Raw genomic sequence first — 20,417 nt, forward strand, 5'->3', positions numbered from 1 at the left:
TGTACGACCATCCGGAGGTGTTAGTACCGATTCCTGCATTCCCGTTCTGCTCCTGCAACGCTTGAAGCTGAGGAGCAGGCAATAAAAAAGGGCACCACGAGTGGTGCCCATACCTCCCGAACCAGCCTCGGGAGCAAGCGTGGTAATCAGCCTAGGTTGATCTTCGATACGTCCGCGCCAACGCGCCCCGATTCTGCGGACCCACGTGCCAGGCGGAAGTCGTAACGAATGGCTGGGAGTTCGCGGATCGGGGCTGCCTCGTCCTGCTTTGGCGCTACGACCAACTCGGCGGAGGTCACGCCGAACACGGTGTCCGACTCGAGGTAGGGGTCACCTTCCAGGTACAACGCGGTAACCAGTTCCTTATGGCCCTCGGCGCTGATCAGGAAGTGGATGTGTGCCGGGCGATAGCCGTGCCTTTCCTGGGCGTCGAGCATGCGCCTGACCGGGCCGTCGGCGGGTAGTGGATAGCTCTTGGGGAGCACGCTGCGGGCCAGGTACCAGCCGTTCTCATCGCAGGTGAAGTTGCCTCGCATATCCACCAGCTCCTGGTCATGGAGCTGGATGTCATACCAACCGTCTGCGTCGGTTTGCCAGATCTGTACCTGGGCCCCAGGTAGCGGGCGGCCTTGGACATCCGTTACCCGGCCGTAGTACTGCACCGCTGTGCCACCCTGGGCGATCCTCGCGATCGAGTCGCCTGCTGCCAAGCGAGGGGCAGTTTCCCGGTAAAAGGGACCAAGTACGCTGCTCTCCGTCGCTTGCTCGAGCCCGCCGCAGTCATGCAGTAGGTTTACGAGGCTGGAAAGACCCAAGGTGTCCGAGAGGAGAATGAACTCCTGCCGGTCGGCACTGCACATCTGCCCCGTTGCCGTGAAGAAGGCGATTCCGGCCAGCCATTCTTCAGGAGTGAGTTCGACTTCCTCGGCGAAGGCATGCAGGTGTCTTACTGCGCTCTGCATGATCTGTCGCAGGCGGGGAGCGGGCGTACGCCCCATTTGTTCCAGGACACTCCTGGTCAAAGCATCGATGTTGGCGTTCATGGGGCTTCCTCAGGCAGGCACTCGTGCCCAATCGTCTCGATTTGACTGGTGCCGATTGTGCAAGCCGCAGGCGTGTCCGACTCCTACCGAAAGATAGCGATCGGGTGTGGGCGGAGGGGGTAGGTAGCAGGGCTATCTTTCGATAGGTGTACGTGTGGAGGGGCGGCAATAGGTTTGGACCATCGACCTTGTACAAGCTTGGTCGACCATCGGAGTTAGGAGTCGTCCAGTCACTTTCTGCTTGAGCGGTCGCTTCGCCTGCGACCTGTTCGGGATAACCGGCCGGGCTGGTAGAAGTTCAATTCTGCCCTGTCCGACAGGGCTGGCAGCCCCCGCAGAACAGAACTTATGACGGCACCAGCTACCAGCTTCTGCACATACAACAAGAGAACCATGCGCATGAACAAGAACAAGATGGCTTTGCTGCTTCTGTTCCCTCTCTGTCTGGCGACCAGTGTCCAGGCTGCCGTGAGTGCTGACGAGGCGAAGCAACTGGGAGCCTCGCTGACCCCGCTGGGGGCCGAGAAAGCGGCCAATGCCGACGGTACCATTCCGGAGTGGACAGGTGGTTTTGGCGCGCAGAAACCGTCCGGTTACCAGCCTGGCAGTTTTGCTCCGATTCCCTTCTCCGATGATAAGTCGACGCTGCAGATCACGGCCGCAAACGCCGATCAGTACAAATCCAAACTCTCTGAAAGCGTGTACTACATGCTGAAGAACTATCCGGATTATCGAATCAACGTTTATCAGACCCGCAGAACCGCGTCGGCGCCGCAGTGGTTTTATGACTATGCCGCAAAGAACGCCTTGAATGCCAAGTCCACCAAGGACGGGTTGGCGGTCGAGGGCGCCTACGGTGGTACACCATTCCCGATTCCCAAGACAGGTAGCGAAGTGCTGTGGAACCACCTGTTGTCCTGGAAGGGCACCGCCGTTGATTCTCTCTATCGGATGTACATGGTGGACGGTAGCGGCCGGCGCTCCCTGACCTCGGTCATCGATATGCATGAGTTCTACCGCTACGCACAAGAAGGTGGTGAAAAGGACTTCGATGGCTGGTGGTGGTGGCACCGTGCGATGACTACCGCGCCGGGTCGCAGTGCCGGTGAGGCTCTGGTTGGTCTCTTCCCGACGGACTATGACGCCCGGCAACCTGGCTCCTGGCAATACATGCCGGGCCAACGCCGCGTGCGCAAACTCCCGAACGTACAGTTCGACACGCCCAACTTCTACGTTTCCGGTCTTTCCCAGTTCGACGAAGCCTACGGTTTCTTCGGTTCGCCCGAGCAGTACAACTGGAAGCTGATTGGCAAGAAGGAGATGTACATCCCCTACAACACCAACGCTCTGTTGGCGGCTGATCCGGAGAAGGCCCTGGGCGAGCAATTCATCGATCCGTCACTGGTGCGTTGGGAACTACACCGTGTGTGGGAGGTTGAAGGTACCCTCAAGGATGGCAAGCGTAATGCCGCACCGAAGCGCAAGGTCTACATGGATGAGGACAGCTGGAACATCGCAATGTCCGATCTGTGGGATGCACAAGGAAAGCTCTGGCGCGGTGGTATTGCATACACCAGCCTGAGCTACGACTTGCCCGGTGTGGTGGCTCTGCCCTATCAGAGCCTGGACTTCCAGCAACGTGCGTACACCATCGCTGGCTACTTAAAGAACTACACCCCGGTAGATCCTCGGCCCCGCTCTTACTTCACCGCGGAAGCGCTTACTCAGGACGCCCTGCGTTAAGCAACTCGGTTGATCTTCACGGCGGTGCACTGCACCGCCGTTCGCGGTTGGTTCTTCGAGCGGTGACGAGTATGACCAAGATAAAAATCGGCTGCTGTGGCCTGGCATTGCTGTTGGGTGGCTTGACCTGCGTGGTGAATGCAGACCAGAAGCCCCTGCCTGATGTGCTCACTCAGTCGAGCGTGCCTGCGACTAATCCCGAACAGGGTTTCCTCCTCAGTATCACGAGTGCTGGCGACCGCCTGGTCGCCGTCGGCGACAGTGGCCGTGTGATTCTTTCCGATGATCACGGCAACAGCTGGCGGCAAGCCGTAGTTCCCGTGAATGTCCTCCTGACCCAGGTTCGATTCGCTTCCGTCAATGAAGGTTGGGCGATAGGCCATCTTGGTGTGGTTCTACACAGCAAGGACGGCGGTGAGACCTGGCAGCGTCAACTCGATGGTGCCTTGGCGGCGCAGCTTGTGCTGGCCCAGGCGCAGGTTGAGGCCGCCCTCGAGGGGGGCGACGTGGAGCAGGCAGACCGGGCCGTTCGCCAGGCGCAGTACTTGCTGGAGGATGGTCCTGACAAGCCATTCTTGACCATGCAAGTGGAAGACGCTCAGCGCGTCACTGTGTTTGGCGCTTTCGGTCTGGCATTGCGTACTACCGATGGTGGTAAGAGCTGGTCGCCGCTGAATACCGGGTACTTCAATCCTGGCTCGCTGCACTACTACGGCAGTGCAAACGACCATGAGAAGGCTCTGGTGGTCGGGGAGCAAGGCTTGCTGCTTCGCGGCCAGGGCGACTCCTTCGAATCGGTCGAGCAGCCCTACGCGGGCACCCTGTTCGGTGTTGTGGCAACCGGCAACGTTTCGGTTGCCTACGGCCTGCGCGGCAATGCGGTGCGCTCCCTGGATGACGGGAAGCACTGGCAGGTTGTGGACACTGGAGTTTCCGCGTCCCTGCAGGGCGGATTGGCCTTGCGGGATGGCCGCATTCTACTGCTCGCGGAGAATGGCCAGGTCGCCCTGAGTGATAGATATGCAGAGCGCTTCCATGTGCTCGAAAAAACCATCCGACCCGCCATCGAAGCCGTTCAGGTTGGTGATGATCAACTGGTTCTGGTAGGTCCCATGGGGGTTCAGGCCCTCAGCCTGGCGGTAGGGGAGTCCGTGCAATGAAAGTCGAGATCCAAGGTTCCAACGAGCCCTTCGATCCCACGGCAGGCACCATGCTGGAGCGTGTGCTGTTCAGCCATCGTGGCTTGATCGTACTGCTGTGCCTCCTGGTGACGCTGGGGCTGGCGTATCAGACCCGTCATCTGGAGCTGAATGCCAGTTTCAAGGCAGTGATCCCTAACGATCACCCCTACATCCAGAATTACCTGGCCCACGAGGGCGATCTGAAAGGTCTGGGTAACAGCTTGCGGGTGATAGTCGCCACCGATGGCGACTCCATTCTCGAGCCTCGCTACCTGAAGGTGCTGCAGCAAATCAACGACGAACTGCTGCTGCTGCCGGGTGTCGAGCGCTCCTATATGCAATCGCTTTGGACTCGCAGCGTGCGCTGGATGGCCGTCACGGAGGAAGGCATCGATGGCGGGCCAGTGATGCCGGACGCCTACGATGGCTCGGCTCAGAGTCTGGAAGAACTCCAGCAGAACATCATGCGTTCAGGTGAGGTCGGGCGCCTCGTTGCATCCGATTTCCGCTCAAGCGCGATTATTGTGCCGCTGCTCGACTACGATGCCCAGGCGCAGCAGGCATTGGACTACGGTCTGCTGTCGAAGCGGTTGGAAGCGATTCGCGCCAAGTATCAACAGGATGGCATCAGCATTCACATTGTGGGCTTTGCCAAGGTCATGGGTGACCTTATCGATGGGCTTGGCCAGATCCTGCTGTTCTTCGCCATCGCGGTGGTCATCGCCACCGTGATGGTGCAGTGGTTCACACGCTGCCTGCGTAGCACTTCCCTGGTGGTTGCCTGCTCCCTGATCGCCGTGGTCTGGCAGTTGGGTCTGCTTCCGTTGATTGGCTTCCGTCTGGACCCCTACTCGATTCTGGTGCCTTTCCTGATCTTCGCCATCGGCATGAGCCACGGCGCACAGAAGATGAATGGGGTCATGCAGGATATCGGTCGCGGCATGCACCGGATCGATGCTGCGCGCAACACCTTCCGCCGTCTGTTCATGGCGGGCTTCACGGCCCTGGTTTGCGACGCTGTCGGCTTTGCCGTGCTGATGCTGGTGAACATCGAGGCCATTCGGCAACTGGCGATCACCGCCAGTATCGGTGTCGCGATCCTCATCTTCACTAATCTGATCCTGTTGCCGATTCTACTGACCTACACCGGCGTGAATCCGCGCGCAGCGGCTCGTGCCCTGGAGCAGGAGAAGGCTGCGCTGGGCGCACCAAAAGGCTTCTGGCGTTTCCTCGATCATTTCACCCGCCGGCGCTGGGCGGCAGGTGCGATCGGGGTAGCGGTCATGCTGGCCGTCGGCGGGGCAGTCGTGGCAACGCATCTGCAAATCGGCGATCTCGACGCCGGCGCTCCGGAGTTGCGCGCCGACTCGACCTACAACTTGGACAATGCCTACCTGACCGCCCGCTACGCTACCAGTAGCGACTTGCTGGCCGTAATGATTACCACGCCCACCGACCAGTGTGCGGATTACGGGACTCTGGTGAAGATGCGAAGCCTGCAGCAACGCTTGGGCCAGTTGCCGGGTGTCGTGCTCAGCAATTCCTTCGCCGACCTGGCGCGACAGCTGGGCTCGGCGTTCAACGAAGGCAGCTTCAAGTGGGCAGAGCTGGTGCCAAATCAGCGGGTGCTCAATTCCATCGTGACCCAGGCACCGCGCGGCTTGTTCAACGAAGACTGCAACCTGCTCTCGTTGTATGTGTACCTCGCCGACCACAAGGCGGCCACGCTCCAGGCCGTCGTGACCGAAGTCGAACGCTTCGCCGCCGAGAACGATACCGACGAGGTGAAGTTCCTTCTGGCTGCCGGCAGCGCCGGCATCGAAGCTGCTACCAATCAGGTGGTCAAGCACAACAACTACCTGATGCTCTTCGGCGTCTACGCCGCGGTCATCCTGCTCAGCCTGGTCGCGTTTCGCTCCTGGCGCGCCGTTCTGGTCGCCGTGCTGCCGCTACTGCTCACCAGCATCTTGGCTGAGGCACTGATGGTACTGCTGGGTATCGGCCTGAAGGTGGCAACGCTGCCGGTGACGGCCCTGGGTGTCGGCATCGGAATCGATTACGCGCTGTACATCCTCAGTGTGACCCTGGCTTGCCAGCGTGCTGGCGCCGACCTCTCGGAGGCGTACGCGCGTTCGCTGCTGTTCGTGGGGCGCGTAGTCATGCTCACCGGCCTGACCCTGGCGGCCGGTGTGGCAACGTGGATCTTCTCGCCGATCAAGTTTCAGGCGGACATGGGCCTGCTCCTGGCCTTCATGTTCCTGGTCAACATGTTCGGTGCACTTATCCTCCTGCCAAGCCTTGCCACCTTCCTCCTGCCGGGAGCGCCCAGTCGAGAGCAGCTGCCTATTGCCTCCAGTGACGCGATGCAGAGATCCGCTTTGAAAGCAGTGGAGGAGGGCGTATGAGCAGCCTCGGATATGACTTCACCGGCAAGAGCGTCCTGGTGGTCGGCGGTACCTCAGGCATCGGGCTGGCCGCCGCCGCGTTGTTCGGGGCAGCGGGCGCCCGGGTCACGGTGGCTGGCCCTGACGAAGGGCAGGGACACGCGGCTCTCGCCAGCAGTGATGGCGACCTGCACTTCGAGCGTGTGGATGTGCGCGACGAGCAAGCGATGAGCGACCTGGTCGACGCCGTGGTCGTTCGTACCGGCAGATTGGATATCGCGATCAACAATGCCGGTATCGAGGGGCCTTTCGGACCCGTTGAGCAACTGGCCGCGGATGACTATCAGCGCATCATGGATATTAACCTCAAGGGGATCTGGCATGGCATGAAGTACCAGATTCCCCAGATGCGCGCACAAGGCGGTGGAGTGATCATCAACACTGGGTCCAGTGCCAGCCTGCGTGCAATTCCCCACGTGGCCATGTACAGCGCAAGCAAACATGCAATCGCGGGGTTGACCAAGGCTTCCGCCCTCGAACAGGCGCGACACAGCATCCGCATCAACGCCATCGCCCCGGGGCCGGTCAGGACCGGGCTGCTGGAGCGTATGGTCGACGGCAACATCGAACTGGACGATATCGCCGCCTTGGTTCCGATGGGGCGCATCGCCGATCCGAACGAGATTGCCGCAGCCATCGCGTGGCTGGCGTCCGACGGCGCCTCATTCGTCACTGGTCACGTCCTGGCCGTCGATGGTGGCCTGACGGTGGGGTAGAGCACCTCAGGCCATTGAAAACCCACATCCTCAAACAACAAGAAGAGGCGACTTATGCGCCGATGGATGCTGCTCGTCCTTGTGCTGCTGACCGGTAACGTTCTGGCTAGTCCGCCAGCTGAGATTTCCGCTAACGCTCAGTCCTTACATCAACTGCGCAGCGCTGGCTTCGCTCTCAGCGCGAACCTGCTGGTGTACTTCAACTTCGAGTATGGCCGCGCACAGGAAGCCTCTAACCACGAACAGTATCGCGAGGCCCTCAGGGTCCTGCGCGAAGGTGCCGCCTCGCTTGGCGGGGCTGAGCGGCACAAGGTAGGCCAGATCGAGGCTTGGGTCGCGGACCTCGAAGAGCACGCAGGCGAACCGACCTATCCTTTTTCCATCAGCCTGAATCGCATTCTCGAAGCGCACAGCCAACTGGACGGGCTTTTGGGTGAGCGCTATCGGGCGTCTGCAGGCAGCATCTCCAGATCGCAGTCCGAACTCAATGCACTGAGCCTGGATGCAAGTCGAATGCAACTGCTTTACCTGACGTTCACCTTCCGCACCTTGATCGTCTACATCATGGACTCCGATGATGGGACGGTCGCAGCGCTGAATCAACGCATCGAGGATGGGTTCAGTCGGTTGGCGCTGGAGAGCCCGGAGGCGGTCACCCAGGTCCAGAAAGCGCGGATGAGCTATGTATTCGTGCGTGAGCGAATGGAGCAATTGGACAAGTCCTGGCTCCCGAATTCGGTTGAGTACTACATGCGGCGCGTCGTTCGCCTTCTCGATCAGGCCGCCGTATCGGTCGGCTGAGCGTGCGTGGGCAATCGGTATTGGGCCCTGCGGCCAGAGCCGCTTCGCGGTGGGCTGGTCGTTACTCCTAGGCCGGCTGGAGCACAAGCCGATTCGATAGTGCCGGCCTTTCGAAAGATAGGTTCATTTGCGGCCTGGGAGGGATCAAATGAAATCTCTACGTCTCCCTGAGTGGACCTATGAAATGAAAATAAAAACAACGTTTTTCATCTTGCTCGGTGTCGCCATCTTCGTTGCTGTGTCCATCGGACTTCTACCAGCAAGATCGGCGAATCTCCAAGGTGCGACGGCAATTTCTTGCCCCTATCCGAATTACCCATGCGGAAACCTGCCTGCCGGCTTCACCGGTTGGCCTCGTCTGCCGTAACGAGAACCTCGATGGGCTTCGCTGAGAGTCCATTGAAAGCTGCTGAGTGGGGAGCTGGCTGACGTATCGATCGAAACGGTGTTGATCGGTACCGCCGACCTGCCTCCCTTCTCGCAATAGCACGAAGTTTCATTTCCACAACCCTGCACAGGGTTGCACGTCTCCCTTGGTCGCCAAAGGGGCGGCGCGCCCTTGTGCTGCCTGAAAAATACAACCCGGAGACGCAACATGCCGAGCAACAAGTACATCCTTCTCTTGTCCTGCCCAAACAAGGCTGGGATCGTGGCGGCTGTATCCAACTACCTGTACGAGCAGGGCAGCAACATCCTGGACGCCCAGCAGTTCGATGACTTGGATACCAACCGGTTTTTCATGCGCGTGGTATTCGATGCCATCGACGCACAGGCGTCGCTTCAGATCGACCTGATCAAAGAAGGTTTCGCCGGCATCGCGGACAAATACCAGATGGATTGGTCGTTGCGGGCGCAGACCGAGCGAAAGCGTGTGATGCTGCTGGTGTCCGGCTTCGATCATTGCCTGCGTGACCTGCTCTATCGCAGCCGCATTGGCGAGCTGCCGATGGACATCACCGCCGTAGTGGCCAACCATCCCCAGGAACGCTATGCGGCAGTCGACCTGCAGGGTATCGCGTTCCATTACCTCCCCATGACTCCGCAGACCAAGCAGGAGCAGGAGGACAAGCTGTTCGCTCTGGTGCAGTCCACCAGGACTGACCTCGTGGTGCTCGCACGCTACATGCAGATCCTGTCCGATGACCTTTCCCGCAAGCTGGAGGGTCGTTGCATCAACATCCACCACAGCTTCCTTCCCGGCTTCAAGGGCGCACGTCCCTATCACCAGGCCCACGAGCGCGGCGTGAAGCTCATCGGTGCCACTTCCCACTTCGTGACTTCCGACCTGGACGAGGGGCCGATCATTGAGCAGGACGTGGAACGCATTTCTCACCGTGACAGTGCCGACGATCTAGTGCGCAAAGGTCGCGACATCGAGCGCCGAGTTCTTGCTCGTGCCGTTCGCGCTTACCTGGAGGACCGCGTCGTCCCCAACGGTCGCAAGACCATCATCTTTGAAGGCTGAGCCAGCTGATCAGAAGCACATAAGCGAGGAAAGCAAACATGTTGCCGAAGAATTTCAGAAAGACCCCCGAGGGTTACTTCACCTCCCGCTGGGGCCTGCCGGAATACACCGACTGGCTCGATGAAAGCATGTCCTGGAAGAACACCTGCTACATCGGCGACTGGTCCTTTCTGTGGCAGCGCCGGTATCGTGGGCCGGACGTGCTCAAGCTGTTCTCGGACACGTCGATCAACAGCTTCGCCAAGTTCGACATCCTCCAGTCCAAGCACGTGACCCACTGCAACAAGGACGGCAAGGTGATACATGAAGGCATTCTCAGCCGGTGGGGCGAGGATGACTATATGCTCTTTGGGCGTGGTGGTTTCCTGGTCGACTATTACCTACGCAAGGGGGATTACCGCGTTACCTCCGAGGTGGTCGAGGGGTTCAACTTCCAGGTTGCTGGGCCCCACGCCGCCGCGTTGATCGAGCAGCTCACAGGCGTTTCTCTGCACGACATTAAGTTCATGCATTCGCGCGTCGTGAAGATCGCGGGTCATGATGTCTACGCCTTGCGCCAGGGTATGTCGGGCGAGCCAGGTGTCGAGTTGCAGGGCCCGGCCGAGCACGCCGCCGAGGTGTACGACGCGGTGCTGCGAGCTGGCCAGGAGTATGGCATTCGCAAGCTTGGTGGGCGCGCGGCGTTCATCAACCACCTGGAGGCTTGCTTCCCGACCATCGTCACCGATTACCTGCCGGCGATCTTCAGCGAGGATATGGCTGAATACCGCGCAGAATTCGAGGCCGGCCTGCCGGCGTTCGCTTCCACCTTCAACGTGGCTGGCAGTTTCGAGGCCGATGACGTCAGCGCTTGGTACCGCAGCCCGGTCGAGCTCGGTTGGGGCAAGAACATCAAGTTCGACCATGACTTCATCGGTCGTGCCGCCCTGGAAGCCGAGGTAGCCAATCCGCGCCGTCTCATCCGTACCTTGGTCTGGAATCCGGACGACGTGCTCCAGGTGTTCGCGTCGCTGTTCAAGAAAGGGGAACACTACGCCTTCATGGAACTGCCGCGTGACCAACGTGGCTTCATGTATGCCGACAAGGTGCTGGTCGATGGTCGCGAAGTAGGGGTTTCCACCTCCCGCGGCTACAGCTACTTCTTCCGGGAAATGCTGTCGCTGTGCACCCTGGATGTGACCGTCGCCGAGCCAGGCACTGAGGTGACCGTGATCTGGGGCAACCCTGGTGAGCCGCAGCTTCCCATTCGGGCCACCGTTGCTTCTGCCCCCTACAAGACCGACAACCGCCGAACCTGAACGGGAACCGGCCTGGTCCGCTCCGGGTCGGTTACTTGAAACTTGGGAGTACTGATGTCTGCACAATTGATTGATGGCAAAGCCGCTGCAGCGCGGCTTCGTGAGCAAGTGGCCGCTGGCGTGCAGGATTTCGCTGCACGGTATGACCGTGTTCCGGGCCTGGCCGTGATTCTGGTGGGAAGGGATCCCGCCAGCGATGTCTATGTGCGCAACAAGGTGCGCGAGACGGAAGCGGTGGGTATGCGCTCGTTCGAGTATCGCCTGCCGGCCGATGTCGGCGAGCGCGAGGTCCTCGATCGGATCGACGCGCTGAATGCCGATGGCGCTGTGCACGGCATCCTCGTGCAGTTGCCGCTGCCCAAGGGAATCGACGTCAACCGTGTTATCGAACGTATCGACCCGAGCAAGGACGTTGACGGTTTCACCGTAACCAACACGGGCCGCCTGGCTGCTGGTCTGGATGCCCTGGTGCCCTGTACACCGGCTGGTGTGATGATCCTGATTAAGAGCGTTCGGGAGCAGTTGGCTGGACTGAATGCATTGGTGGTCGGCGCGTCCAATATCGTGGGCAAGCCGATGGCGCGACTTCTGCTTCGTGAGCGTTGCACCGTCACCATAGCCCATAGCAAAACGACCGATCTGGAGCAGCGCTGCCGTGCTGCCGACATCCTGGTGGTTGCAACGGGTGTTCCAGAAATGGTTCGCGGTGAGTGGGTTAAACCCGGGGCGACGGTCATCGATGTTGGAATCTCGCGCGTGCCTCGAGGTGATGGCACGACGAAACTCGTGGGGGACGTCGACTTTGAAGGCGCCCTGCAGAATGCGGGCGCCATTACTCCAGTTCCGGGTGGTGTCGGTCCCATGACCATCGCCTGTCTCTTGGCAAATACCCTGACTGCGGCTGAGCGACTGGTAAACCCTGTGGCAGCTGTATCGGAGCTTGGTGAGTAGGCGAGGATTGTCCTACGTTTCAACATGTAGAGGGGCTCTTGAGCCCCTTTTTTGTCTGCGCGGGGACAGATCGTGCTGCCTACCCTCGTCCCACATGACTTAGAGGTCCAGGACCAAACAGGCACTCTTTGCTCGTGAGCAGCAAGGAGTGAATTGGTCATTCTTGGCCTGTTCAGCCGGAGTCAGGAAGTAGTCGCGGTGATCGGGTTCGCCGTCAATGACTCGAGTGACACAGGTTCCGCAGATACCCTGTTCGCAGGAAACCGGAACCATGATCCCAGCAGCATCCAAGACCTGAACAACGGTCTTGTCCGCAGGAATCTGAAGCACCTGGCCGCTGCTTTGAATACGGACTTCGAAGCTGCCGTCATCAGCTTTCATTGCCGGAACGGCGGCGAAGTACTCCCGATGCAACCGCTCCTCCTGCCAGTCCGCGGTGCGCGCGCTACCCAGGACGTAGTCCATGAAGCCGGTGGGGCCGCATACGTAGAGGTGGGTATGTTCCCCTTCCTTCTCCAGGATCGAGGCAAGATCCAGCTTCTGGTCGGCAGCTCCGTCATCGAAATGGAAATGTACCTGCTGGGCGAACGCGCTCTGCTCCAGTCGCTTCACGAAGGCTGCCCGTTCGGCGGCCCGGGAGGAGTAGTGCAACTCGAAGTTCTTGCCTTGTTGTGCGAGCCGTTGGGCCATGCAGAGAATTGGAGTGATTCCAATGCCACCCGCGAACAGCAGGCTTCGGGAAGCACCTTCATCCAGCTTGAACAGATTTCGCGGTTCGCTGATACGCACAATCTGGCCCACCCGGAGGTCCTCATGGACTGCTCGAGAGCCCCCCCGCGAGGCCGGGTCCTTGAGCACGCCAATGCAGTAGCGGCTGCGCTCCTCAGGGCTGTTCCAAAGGGAGTATTGGCGGATCAGACCGTTCGGAAGATGCACGTCGATATGGGACCCTGCTTCGAATGCAGGCAACGCTTCGCCAGTTGCACTGACCAGCTCAAGGCTGACGATGTCCTTCGCAGCCAGGCGCATGGCGCTGATGATGACTTCCATTAGGATGCACTCCTGGCAATGAGGGTGGAGTCGGACTCGCTCTCGGCCGCAATGATGCGATCGATGATGCGGCGGGATTGGACGCCGCCTGCGTCGATATTGAGTTTGAGGAGATTGCGTTCGGGGTAGGCGAGCAGGTTGCGCTGTTGCTGCTCCAGCATCTCGAGGTCTTCAGCGAAGATCTTGCCCTGACCTACTCGGATGGTTTCCGTCAGCTCCTGGTCTTCTGGCTTGAAGTTGCGAGCCATGCCCCAGAAGTACCAGATCGAGGTATCGGTCTCGGGGGTAATAAAATCAACGACGATGCTGCTTGCCTTGTGCTCGGGGCTGGCCTCGTATCCACCCTTGCCAGCGTGAGCCACACCAACCTCAATCAACACGTGGCTTGGTGGGGTGAACCGGCAGATTTGCCAGCGATCCACTGGCACGTCGTCCGCCAGGCCATTACCGCGAAGTGCTGCACGCCAGAACGGCGGAGCCATGACGCCGTCCATGAACCGGCTGGTAATCACCTTTTCCCCGTCAACGCGGGTGTTTACTGGTGCCTCATCGATTTCCTTCTGGCCGATGCTGGAAGCGTGCACATAGGTTTCGTGCGTCAGGTCCATCAGGTTGTCGACCATCAGTCGGTAATCACAGGCGATGTGATACAGACCACCACCGTACGCCCACTCCGGATTCTCGGCCCATTCGAGGTGATGGATCAGCGCAGGATCGGCTTTTGCCGGGTCGCCAGGCCACACCCAGATGAATCCATAGCGTTCCTCGACCGGGAAGCTTCGAATGCTTGGGAAGCCCTGGACTCGCTGGTTCGGCATAGAGGCAGTCTTGCCATCACATTCCATGACCAGCCCGTGATAGCCGCAGACCAGCTTTCCGTCTTGGACGAAACCCAGGGAGAGAGGCGCACCCCGATGGGGACAGAAATCCTCTACGGCAGCGACTCGGCCTTCGTGGCCACGGTAGAAGACGATGCTTTCGTTACAGATCTTTCTCCCCAGTGGCTTCTCGGCGATTTCATCAGGGGTGCAGGCGACGTACCAGGCGTTTTTCGGAAACATGGCGACCACTCAGTGTTTTTGTTCTGATGGATCCAATTTTTCACTTGAGTGACGAAAAATCGCTAGCAAAAATGGCTGAATGGATCCACTTGGTGTGCGGTGATCGAACGGAATGGCAGTGCTTGTGCGGATCTAAGGGCGCTGGCGGTCTGAGGCTTGCAGAGAGTACATTGAGCGCAATGGCAATAATTGGATCCAACTGAGGTTTGTATGAGTGGTTCTGGGCAGCGCGTATTGAACCTGTTGCGCAAGATGATCGTGGATGGCGAGTTCCCTGCGGGGGAGCGAATAGCGGAGATTCCCACTGCTGATCGCTTGGGTGTGTCCCGGATGCCTGTTCGAATCGCCTTCCGCGCATTGGAGCAGGAGGGGCTGCTCATTCGGCAGGGCGCTCGTGGCTACGCCGTAAGGCAAATGACCTCGGATGATCTTGCGGGCGCTGTCGAAGTGCGTGGCGTTCTAGAGGGGCTAGCGGCTCGCCAAGCCGCTGAAAGGGGCATTTCCACCGACGTGCGCGAGACCCTGCTGGCATGCCTGGAACAAGGGGATCGGCTGTTCGAGAAGGGGTACGTCAGCGAGGAAGATCTCGCGGAATACCACGACATCAACAAGCGCTTTCATCAGGTAATCGTCGAGGCGAGCGGCAACATGGCCATCGCCGAAGCACTGGCTCGTAATGAGCACTTGCCGTTCGCATCCGTAGGCTCGCTGGCTGTGGATCGCAACAACCTTGCCCAGGAATTCCGGCGATTCAACTTCGCCCATATGCAGCACCACACAGTCGTCGACGCTTTGCTGAGCGGGCAGGGTGCGAGGGCGGAGTCGATCATGCGTGAACATGCGAATGCCACGCTGCGGTATGCACATCTCTTCGGCGGGCAACGGGGAGAGGGGCTGAAGATCATTCAGTGAAGGATTCCTGCTGTCTTGGGCTGGAAGTAGCCCATTGTTAACGGCAGCTTTCGGCCCAGGCTGTGTAATATCGTTGGCATCGACCTTGCCGTGATTTGATGGATTCGAGATCAGTGGGGGCGGCCAATGAAGCGCTTTATCCAGGGAGAGCATCGAGGCCAAAGCACGCTACTTCCCGAGAGCCTTGATGACTACGTCGCGGAGACCAACCCGGTGCGTGGGGTCGATGTGTTCGTCGATGAACTCGACCTCGGCGGGCTGAGTTTCGACGGTGTCGTCCCGGCGGAAACCGGCAGACCTGCTTACCATACTGTCGATTTCCAGAAGGCCAACATCTACGGCTATCTCAATCGCATCCAATCCAGTCGCCGGCTTGTCGCCTCACGGTGCGTTCCTAATAGGCGAAGGGCAGGCGCTTCAACCGGAGCGGGCCAGCAAGGCCATGGCGGTGATGGATGAGATCAATGCGCTGTGGGGAACAGGGACAGTCCGGCCGGGCGGGGTGACCGTGACGATTCGTGGTTCTCTTCAGGGAGAGATCGACCAAATGTGCGCGTTTCAGGCTGAATAAGTACGCCATCGATACCAGGAATTCCAGCATTGCCTAACCATTCCAGCAGATCAATCGCGGCCCTGATGATGCCTGCCCCGGTGCTGAACCCAGGGAGGCTCAGGCCTCCTTCGCTTCCGACTGGCGAGATAGTTCTCGTGCCGTTATTGAAGCGGTTGGAGGAAGCGGGACAAGGCGCTTGCCGGTTGAGTCTGCTAAGTGCTCCGTTGGGTTATGGTAACTCCCTGCGCAGCGCCACCTCGATCTCGACATCGACCTCGGCTTTGTCTCCACTGCCTCGCGGGCCGTCGGGACGCTCCCACTCTGCGGCCAACAGCTTCCCGGCCGACAGCACCTGTTCGATCACCGGCTCCAGCACGTCCATACAGTTCATATCTCTTTCACCAAGCGGGAAAACGGCGCACGGAATCACCTCATATGACTAGTACATGATAAGCAGATGCGAGTCGAAATTTGCCCGCTCAAGTTGCCGGTCCTGAACGGAGGCTGCTACTCAATTGAGGTGGCCTCGGCAAGAAGTTGCCGACGATGGGATTGGGGATGCATCAGCCTAGCTCTGTTCGATAGAAGACAGTGAGAGGGCGTTACATCACCTATGGCTGATGATGGTCGTAGTGCGCGGCAGCAACGCGAGGATCTTATCGTCGCCACGATCATGAAGGCGGCCCGGGAGTGGAGGGGGCAGGGTGTCGAGTGTTCCGCATGCCATCTCACCAACCCACCTGGTACTCGCTTCTGTCTGTACTGCGCGTCCGACGACAGCGAAATGACCGACGTGACCGTACCCGCGGACGTAGCCAAAACGATCCATCACCGTATGCGAAGTTCAGTAAAACCAGATCGGTCTGTCCGCTCCGTCCCTACGTTGATCGTTACGCCCGAGCTCTAAAGCAGCGGCCCCATCTGGATGTGATGCACTCGGCTCATCCATGAGCAGAGAGTGGAGATTCTTACTCTGTGGAGCCAGCGAGCATTGAGCTACTGAATAGCGTTTCCCGTCGTGCACTCCGCAGTGTTGGGATTTCCGCGTCCCCATAGATATAGGTTTTATCGCCTTGGACTTGGTAGGCGTACGCAACACCCTCGGCAGACTCAAATCGCTCGATTGATTCCAGTGGCTCCATCATCCAGCGGCCTGAGTGGTTCATATGGTCAGGAGTGACCAGCAGCACACCTTCCATCCGGAGCCTATGTGCGTGACCGTCCAAGAGTGACTGAAGAAGACGTTCGTTGCTGAGCATCAGCATCGGGTGCAAAGCAAAGTCGTCTGTAACCTCTGTAGTGGCGACGTAGAACCAGGGGCGGTGGATATTGTGTTCCACGAATGTCCATGCCGTGGTGTCATCTCCAAACAGGCCCGATTTGTCGATTCTCGCGTGCTGGTGGGTCAGAAACATAATCGGGTCTCTAAATATACTATTCATAGTATAGAACAAAGCGCATCGAGACGGCTTCATCGTTCCTTTTGCGAGCTGTTGAAATGCGATCGGAACTCAAGCGTGCACTTGGTGCTGCGATCAAGTCGTATCGGCTGGAACGGAACATTTCTCAAGAGAGCATGGGGCCGAGCCAGCCCTACATCAGTAATCTCGAATCAGGCCGATGGAGTGCATCGCTAGACAAAATCGAGCAGATGTCGGCGGTGCTTGGCGTGCATCCCGTAAGCGTCATTCTCGCCGGCTATCTTGCGACTGAAGAGGATGCAAATCCTGACGAGCTGCTGGCGAGGATCCGCAGTGAGTTGCGAGAGATTGGCGTGTAGTCTGCTGCCGGAGGGCTGGATTTAACGCTATCTGGCGAGGGATCCCTTCATGCTGCTTCGTCAGAATGGAAGGCCCCCATGAAGCAGCTTCATTCGTTGCTGTCTTACTTGCGCTCCATGTGGGCTGAACGTGATGAAGCTGTTCTTGAAGCCCCGGCGCGGGAAAGCCTGCCAGCATTTCCCTTGCTCTACTTATTGAGTCATGGCTTGGCGATCTGGCCAATCCCATGCTCGAGCCACTTCGCCTTGTTGCACGTGCAGTGGCTGAGCGCTCGGCAAGCGAACTGGAAACGTAAGTTTGGAGAGACTGTTCACTACCGCGTCAGGTTGGACAGCAAGGTCGGCCCCGTGCGCGAGTTTAAGTCGTCACGGAAGGGATTCTGTCTCGCGGTCTAAAAGGTGATCCCGCCACTGCGCGCCCCATGATCCTAAATACTCTCTAGAACCTGGCGCCAGCGTCAGCTCCATGCTGCTCGGCAGCTAGCTCAAGAATGAACTGAAAAGACGCACGCCTGGCTACCGCATAGAAAAGCTCGAGGCAGGGCTTTACAGGTTTTCCCAAGATCTAACACTTAGCCGGCCCCCGATCATACCGCGTTCTACCGTTTCATCTCGGAAGTGCTTGAACTGCACGATAGGGGGGAACGTCTGCTGATGCGCAAGACGCGGGCATGGGCCTATTGGACGGTCCGACTAACCATAGCTCCGCTTGAAGACATTCCGCGTATATGGCGGTGTATCAAACGTGCCAAGGCCTTAGCGCAGCGTAGTGGTAGGGTACGAGTACACGAATAAGTTTCGGTCCGCACAGTAGCCGCGTGCCCATGGTCTCGACGAGATCTTCGCACCCTTTATGCAACCGGCGGTCACAGGTTGAGGCCCTTGCTGCGCAAGGTGAAGAACCAGTGGCAGCTGAACTTGGCGACTCACAATGTTAACCTTCGGGTAAACGCCGATACCGACCTCGTGTATGCCCTGGAGGTCGTGAAAGCCTACGGTAGCGTCACGTGGCGAAGCTGTGCGGGGCGCGGAGCAAACTAACTCAAACCAGGATCGTAAGGTCGGGCGTGGCCGACCTTACACCGAGCAGCTTTACTGGATCCAAGATTTTACTGCTGCGGCACCATATTCAGCCTGCCAAGCGTTCAGCACCTTCTTATTGCCGCCCTTCGTCTCGACCACTTCATTGGTGTGCGGATTCTTGTAGACCTTGACGGTGCGCTCGCGCCTTTGAGTTTTCCGAGCCGGCAGCGGAGTGCTTGCGCGACCTGGATCAAGGATGTTGATTACTGCCTTTAGCCCAAGGCCATATTCATCGAGAAGCGCTCTGAGTTTGGTTTCAAACTCAATTTCGCGCTTGAGTTCTGCGTCGTTCTTGAGGCTGTTCAGCGCGGCAAGTTGTTCCGCGAGCTGTGCTTCCAGGCGTTTAAATTCGGCCAGTTTGCTCATTGCATTCTCCTTAGCGTGATGCAAATAGACACCGCAGTTGACCGATTTCGCGTGAAATTACTCTGGCGCTGGGCATTGCCCTTGGTCAATTTGCAAGGAACGCGTTGTTCGAGGCCATCAGTCCAAATTCTCAGCTATGTACCTGACTAGCTTGAGAGGTTCGGTGCTGTCGATGATGGAGAACATCAAGTCCCGTTTGCTGCGGGGAAGACGTTGAGCGCAGCGTTTCGCAGTAGCCTTGATGGCTCTATCCGAACAGTGAATCTGCGCGGCGAGCAAGAGGGCAATGGTGGCGTCCAATAAAGTCAAACTGCGATGCCTTGTGTCAGTTAGTAAGCCAGTATTCGCCAACTTGTAGGTCACTTCAAGTTAGAGGATGCGCTGTTCGATGACGTCCGCCGGGGCGTTGACGTAGGCCTTGCCGGCGATGAGTTTGGCAGTGGCCTACTTGTTCTCATCGTTGGCGTTGATTATGCGGCTGGCGTCGAGCAGAGCCATTACCAGGGCCCGCGCGGTAACGGGGTTCTGCTCGACGAAGTCGCGCGAGCAACTCAGCACTTTCTCCGGATGGTCCGCCCAGATCTGATGGGTGGTGGTGGTGAAACCGATCTTGTCGAAGATCGCCGATGCACCACAGGACTCGCCGACGCAGAAGCCGTCCATGTTGCCGACGTGCAGGTTGGCGGCCATCTGCGGCGGCGGCACGGTGATGTCTTCACATCGGCTATCGAGTTGATGCCGTGGCTGGCCAGACAGTAGTAGAGCCACATGGTGTCCTGGGCATGCGCGTCGGCCCCTGGGAAACTGAAATTCCATAGACCTACTGGCCATAGCACGTACCTCTGTGTCCCCCGTCAGGGGGGCAGACACTCATGCCGGCATGCTGGAACCTAACCCAAAGAAGCTTTCGGGCGGCGCTCTGCCAAGGACGTTCAATTCGGCATGCAGCGCCTTCTTTTGTCGCAAATTGCTCTTGGGAGAGATTCGGATGTCGCTTGATCCAGAGGTCACGGCACTGCTGAGTTTGATTGAGGAGCACCTACCTGCGCTTGGCAGTGTGCCAATCGATGTGTATCGCGGCATTAATGGCAGCTTGGTCTCCGCTATGCCCCCGGGGCCTGAGTTACATCAGGTGAAAGACATGGACTTCGCTGGACCTGGTGGCAACCTACGGCTACGACTGTACGTGCCGCAGGCCGTTAATCCTGAACTAGTGATCTTGTATTTCCATGGTGGTGGTTGGACCGTTGGGGATCTGGACAGCCATGACGCGGCGCTACGAATGCTGGCAAAGGACACTGGAGCAGCATTGGTGTCAGTCGATTATCGATTGGCGCCGGAGCATCCTTTCCCGGCGGCTATTGACGATGCCTACGCCGCGCTGACCTGGGTAAGTGATGCCTTACCGCACTGGTTTGGCTCCCCGCTCCCGCTGGTGGTAGCTGGAGACAGCGCGGGGGGGAATCTGTCTGCGGTGGTTTCTATTATGGCCCGCGATCGTCAGGGGCCATCGATCACTGCTCAGCTGCTTCTCTATCCCAGCACTGCCGGCTGTGAGTTTATCAATTCACCGCATCTATCTGGTGAAGAGCCACCATTTCTCCGGCTGTCGGACATCAATTGGTTCTTTGATCAATACGTGCCTGACAGTGCCACTCGCCGCGATCCTCGTTTTGCACCACTGCTCATGGACGACCTTCGTGGTCTGCCGCCAACACTGGTATTGACTGCTCAGTACGACCTATTGACAGCGGAGGGCAAGACTTATTCGCGGCGTCTCAATGATGCGGGAACCCCATGTGAATTCTTGTGTTACGACGGCACGGTACATGGGTTCTTCTCACTGGCGCCTGCTCAACGTCAGGCTGTTCAAGCACGTAAGGATATAAGCGCATTTCTGAAAAGAGTGGTGGGGAGCACACCCGTAAAGTCGTAAGAAACTTTTCATCCATATTTGTGGGTGAGAAGAA

16 protein-coding genes and 4 pseudogenes are annotated in these 20,417 nt (G+C 58.7%); 13 read left to right on the forward strand and 7 right to left on the reverse strand.

Features of this window, described 5'->3' with window-relative positions:
- Nucleotides 1-146 precede the first annotated feature (146 nt).
- A complete protein-coding gene (locus tag E8E91_RS27050) occupies nt 147-1,043 on the reverse strand; it encodes a dioxygenase (RefSeq protein ID WP_280380183.1) in 897 nt (298 codons plus the stop codon).
- Nucleotides 1,044-1,442: 399 nt separating this feature from the next.
- Between E8E91_RS27050 and E8E91_RS27055 the strand changes: the two genes are divergently transcribed.
- The 8 genes from E8E91_RS27055 (at nt 1,443) to folD (ending at nt 11,642) form a co-directional block, all read left to right on the forward strand.
- Nucleotides 1,443-2,786 (forward strand): DUF1329 domain-containing protein, encoded by a 1,344-nt coding sequence (locus E8E91_RS27055; protein WP_280380185.1) that lies wholly within the window; start codon nt 1,443-1,445, stop codon nt 2,784-2,786.
- A gap of 71 nt (nt 2,787-2,857) precedes the next feature.
- A complete protein-coding gene (locus E8E91_RS27060) occupies nt 2,858-3,946 on the forward strand; it encodes a YCF48-related protein (protein WP_280380186.1) in 1,089 nt (362 codons plus the stop codon).
- Nucleotides 3,943-6,372, forward strand: coding sequence for an MMPL family transporter (locus E8E91_RS27065; RefSeq protein WP_280380188.1), 2,430 nt, complete (start codon nt 3,943-3,945; stop codon nt 6,370-6,372). The genes E8E91_RS27060 and E8E91_RS27065 overlap by 4 nt, the downstream gene beginning before the upstream one ends.
- Nucleotides 6,369-7,127 (forward strand): glucose 1-dehydrogenase, encoded by a 759-nt coding sequence (locus E8E91_RS27070; protein WP_280380190.1) that lies wholly within the window; start codon nt 6,369-6,371, stop codon nt 7,125-7,127. The genes E8E91_RS27065 and E8E91_RS27070 overlap by 4 nt, the downstream gene beginning before the upstream one ends.
- Before the next feature lie 54 nt (nt 7,128-7,181).
- Entirely contained in the window at nt 7,182-7,928 is a 747-nt protein-coding gene (locus tag E8E91_RS27075; RefSeq protein ID WP_280380191.1) for a hypothetical protein, read from the forward strand.
- 595 nt (nt 7,929-8,523) lie between these two features.
- On the forward strand, nt 8,524-9,393 hold the full coding sequence (gene purU / locus E8E91_RS27080; RefSeq protein ID WP_280380193.1) for a formyltetrahydrofolate deformylase: 870 nt from the start codon (nt 8,524-8,526) through the stop codon (nt 9,391-9,393).
- 38 nt (nt 9,394-9,431) lie between these two features.
- Nucleotides 9,432-10,691 (forward strand): aminomethyl transferase family protein, encoded by a 1,260-nt coding sequence (locus tag E8E91_RS27085; RefSeq protein ID WP_280380195.1) that lies wholly within the window; start codon nt 9,432-9,434, stop codon nt 10,689-10,691.
- Nucleotides 10,692-10,733: 42 nt separating this feature from the next.
- A complete protein-coding gene (folD, locus tag E8E91_RS27090; RefSeq protein WP_280380196.1) occupies nt 10,734-11,642 on the forward strand; it encodes a bifunctional methylenetetrahydrofolate dehydrogenase/methenyltetrahydrofolate cyclohydrolase FolD in 909 nt (302 codons plus the stop codon).
- Nucleotides 11,643-11,741: 99 nt separating this feature from the next.
- On the opposite strand, the gene E8E91_RS27095 is transcribed toward folD, so the two are convergent.
- Together E8E91_RS27095 and E8E91_RS27100 are read right to left on the reverse strand one after the other, a co-directional pair.
- Nucleotides 11,742-12,692 (reverse strand): PDR/VanB family oxidoreductase, encoded by a 951-nt coding sequence (locus E8E91_RS27095; RefSeq protein ID WP_280380198.1) that lies wholly within the window; start codon nt 12,690-12,692, stop codon nt 11,742-11,744.
- Nucleotides 12,692-13,753 (reverse strand): aromatic ring-hydroxylating dioxygenase subunit alpha, encoded by a 1,062-nt coding sequence (locus E8E91_RS27100; protein ID WP_280380200.1) that lies wholly within the window; start codon nt 13,751-13,753, stop codon nt 12,692-12,694. The genes E8E91_RS27095 and E8E91_RS27100 overlap by 1 nt, the downstream gene beginning before the upstream one ends.
- Before the next feature lie 210 nt (nt 13,754-13,963).
- Here E8E91_RS27100 and E8E91_RS27105 point away from each other — a divergent pair, with 210 nt between their 5' ends.
- Both E8E91_RS27105 and E8E91_RS27110 read left to right on the forward strand, forming a co-directional pair.
- Nucleotides 13,964-14,665 (forward strand): GntR family transcriptional regulator, encoded by a 702-nt coding sequence (locus E8E91_RS27105; protein WP_280380201.1) that lies wholly within the window; start codon nt 13,964-13,966, stop codon nt 14,663-14,665.
- A 126-nt stretch (nt 14,666-14,791) separates the two neighbouring features.
- Nucleotides 14,792-15,040, forward strand: a pseudogene (locus E8E91_RS27110) (IS5/IS1182 family transposase); the annotation flags it as partial.
- Nucleotides 15,041-15,453: 413 nt separating this feature from the next.
- Here E8E91_RS27110 and E8E91_RS27115 read toward each other — a convergent pair.
- A pseudogene (locus E8E91_RS27115) lies at nt 15,454-15,609 on the reverse strand (inositol monophosphatase); the annotation flags it as partial.
- A 577-nt stretch (nt 15,610-16,186) separates the two neighbouring features.
- Nucleotides 16,187-16,633 (reverse strand): hypothetical protein, encoded by a 447-nt coding sequence (locus tag E8E91_RS27120; RefSeq protein WP_280380203.1) that lies wholly within the window; start codon nt 16,631-16,633, stop codon nt 16,187-16,189.
- Nucleotides 16,634-16,716: 83 nt separating this feature from the next.
- Here E8E91_RS27120 and E8E91_RS27125 point away from each other — a divergent pair, with 83 nt between their 5' ends.
- The gene (locus E8E91_RS27125; RefSeq protein ID WP_280380204.1) at nt 16,717-16,998 is read left to right on the forward strand and encodes a helix-turn-helix transcriptional regulator; all 282 of its coding nucleotides are present in this window, start codon (nt 16,717-16,719) and stop codon (nt 16,996-16,998) included.
- A gap of 78 nt (nt 16,999-17,076) precedes the next feature.
- Nucleotides 17,077-17,357, forward strand: a pseudogene (locus E8E91_RS27130) (ATP-dependent helicase HrpB); the annotation flags it as partial.
- A gap of 733 nt (nt 17,358-18,090) precedes the next feature.
- On the opposite strand, the gene E8E91_RS27135 reads toward E8E91_RS27130, so the two are convergent.
- Together E8E91_RS27135 and E8E91_RS27145 are read right to left on the reverse strand one after the other, a co-directional pair.
- Nucleotides 18,091-18,447: a histone-like nucleoid-structuring protein, MvaT/MvaU family gene (locus tag E8E91_RS27135; protein ID WP_280380206.1), complete on the reverse strand. Its 357-nt coding sequence runs from the start codon at nt 18,445-18,447 to the stop codon at nt 18,091-18,093.
- Nucleotides 18,448-18,819: 372 nt separating this feature from the next.
- Nucleotides 18,820-19,217 (reverse strand): annotated as a pseudogene (locus tag E8E91_RS27145) (CmpA/NrtA family ABC transporter substrate-binding protein); the annotation flags it as partial.
- Nucleotides 19,218-19,435: 218 nt separating this feature from the next.
- Between E8E91_RS27145 and E8E91_RS27150 the strand changes: the two are divergent.
- On the forward strand, nt 19,436-20,383 hold the full coding sequence (locus E8E91_RS27150; RefSeq protein WP_280347766.1) for an alpha/beta hydrolase: 948 nt from the start codon (nt 19,436-19,438) through the stop codon (nt 20,381-20,383).
- The last annotated feature ends 34 nt before the right edge of the window (nt 20,384-20,417 follow it).

It is taken from the genome of Pseudomonas sp. BN515 (assembly GCF_029873155.1).
In the GTDB taxonomy this organism is placed as follows: domain Bacteria; phylum Pseudomonadota; class Gammaproteobacteria; order Pseudomonadales; family Pseudomonadaceae; genus Metapseudomonas.

Excerpts from the sequence above, each read along its gene's own strand:
- E8E91_RS27050 (WP_280380183.1), bottom strand. The coding sequence starts at position 1,043 with ATGAACGCCAACATCGATGCTTTGACCAGGAGTGTCCTGGAACAAATG.
- E8E91_RS27055 (WP_280380185.1), top strand. The coding sequence starts at position 1,443 with ATGAACAAGAACAAGATGGCTTTGCTGCTTCTGTTCCCTCTCTGTCTG.
- E8E91_RS27060 (WP_280380186.1), top strand. The coding sequence starts at position 2,858 with ATGACCAAGATAAAAATCGGCTGCTGTGGCCTGGCATTGCTGTTGGGT.
- E8E91_RS27065 (WP_280380188.1), top strand. The coding sequence starts at position 3,943 with ATGAAAGTCGAGATCCAAGGTTCCAACGAGCCCTTCGATCCCACGGCA.
- E8E91_RS27070 (WP_280380190.1), top strand. The coding sequence starts at position 6,369 with ATGAGCAGCCTCGGATATGACTTCACCGGCAAGAGCGTCCTGGTGGTC.
- E8E91_RS27075 (WP_280380191.1), top strand. The coding sequence starts at position 7,182 with ATGCGCCGATGGATGCTGCTCGTCCTTGTGCTGCTGACCGGTAACGTT.
- purU (WP_280380193.1), top strand. The coding sequence starts at position 8,524 with ATGCCGAGCAACAAGTACATCCTTCTCTTGTCCTGCCCAAACAAGGCT.
- E8E91_RS27085 (WP_280380195.1), top strand. The coding sequence starts at position 9,432 with ATGTTGCCGAAGAATTTCAGAAAGACCCCCGAGGGTTACTTCACCTCC.
- E8E91_RS27095 (WP_280380198.1), bottom strand. The coding sequence starts at position 12,692 with ATGGAAGTCATCATCAGCGCCATGCGCCTGGCTGCGAAGGACATCGTC.
- E8E91_RS27100 (WP_280380200.1), bottom strand. The coding sequence starts at position 13,753 with ATGTTTCCGAAAAACGCCTGGTACGTCGCCTGCACCCCTGATGAAATC.
- E8E91_RS27105 (WP_280380201.1), top strand. The coding sequence starts at position 13,964 with ATGAGTGGTTCTGGGCAGCGCGTATTGAACCTGTTGCGCAAGATGATC.
- E8E91_RS27120 (WP_280380203.1), bottom strand. The coding sequence starts at position 16,633 with ATGTTTCTGACCCACCAGCACGCGAGAATCGACAAATCGGGCCTGTTT.
- E8E91_RS27125 (WP_280380204.1), top strand. The coding sequence starts at position 16,717 with ATGCGATCGGAACTCAAGCGTGCACTTGGTGCTGCGATCAAGTCGTAT.
- E8E91_RS27135 (WP_280380206.1), bottom strand. The coding sequence starts at position 18,447 with ATGAGCAAACTGGCCGAATTTAAACGCCTGGAAGCACAGCTCGCGGAA.
- E8E91_RS27150 (WP_280347766.1), top strand. The coding sequence starts at position 19,436 with ATGTCGCTTGATCCAGAGGTCACGGCACTGCTGAGTTTGATTGAGGAG.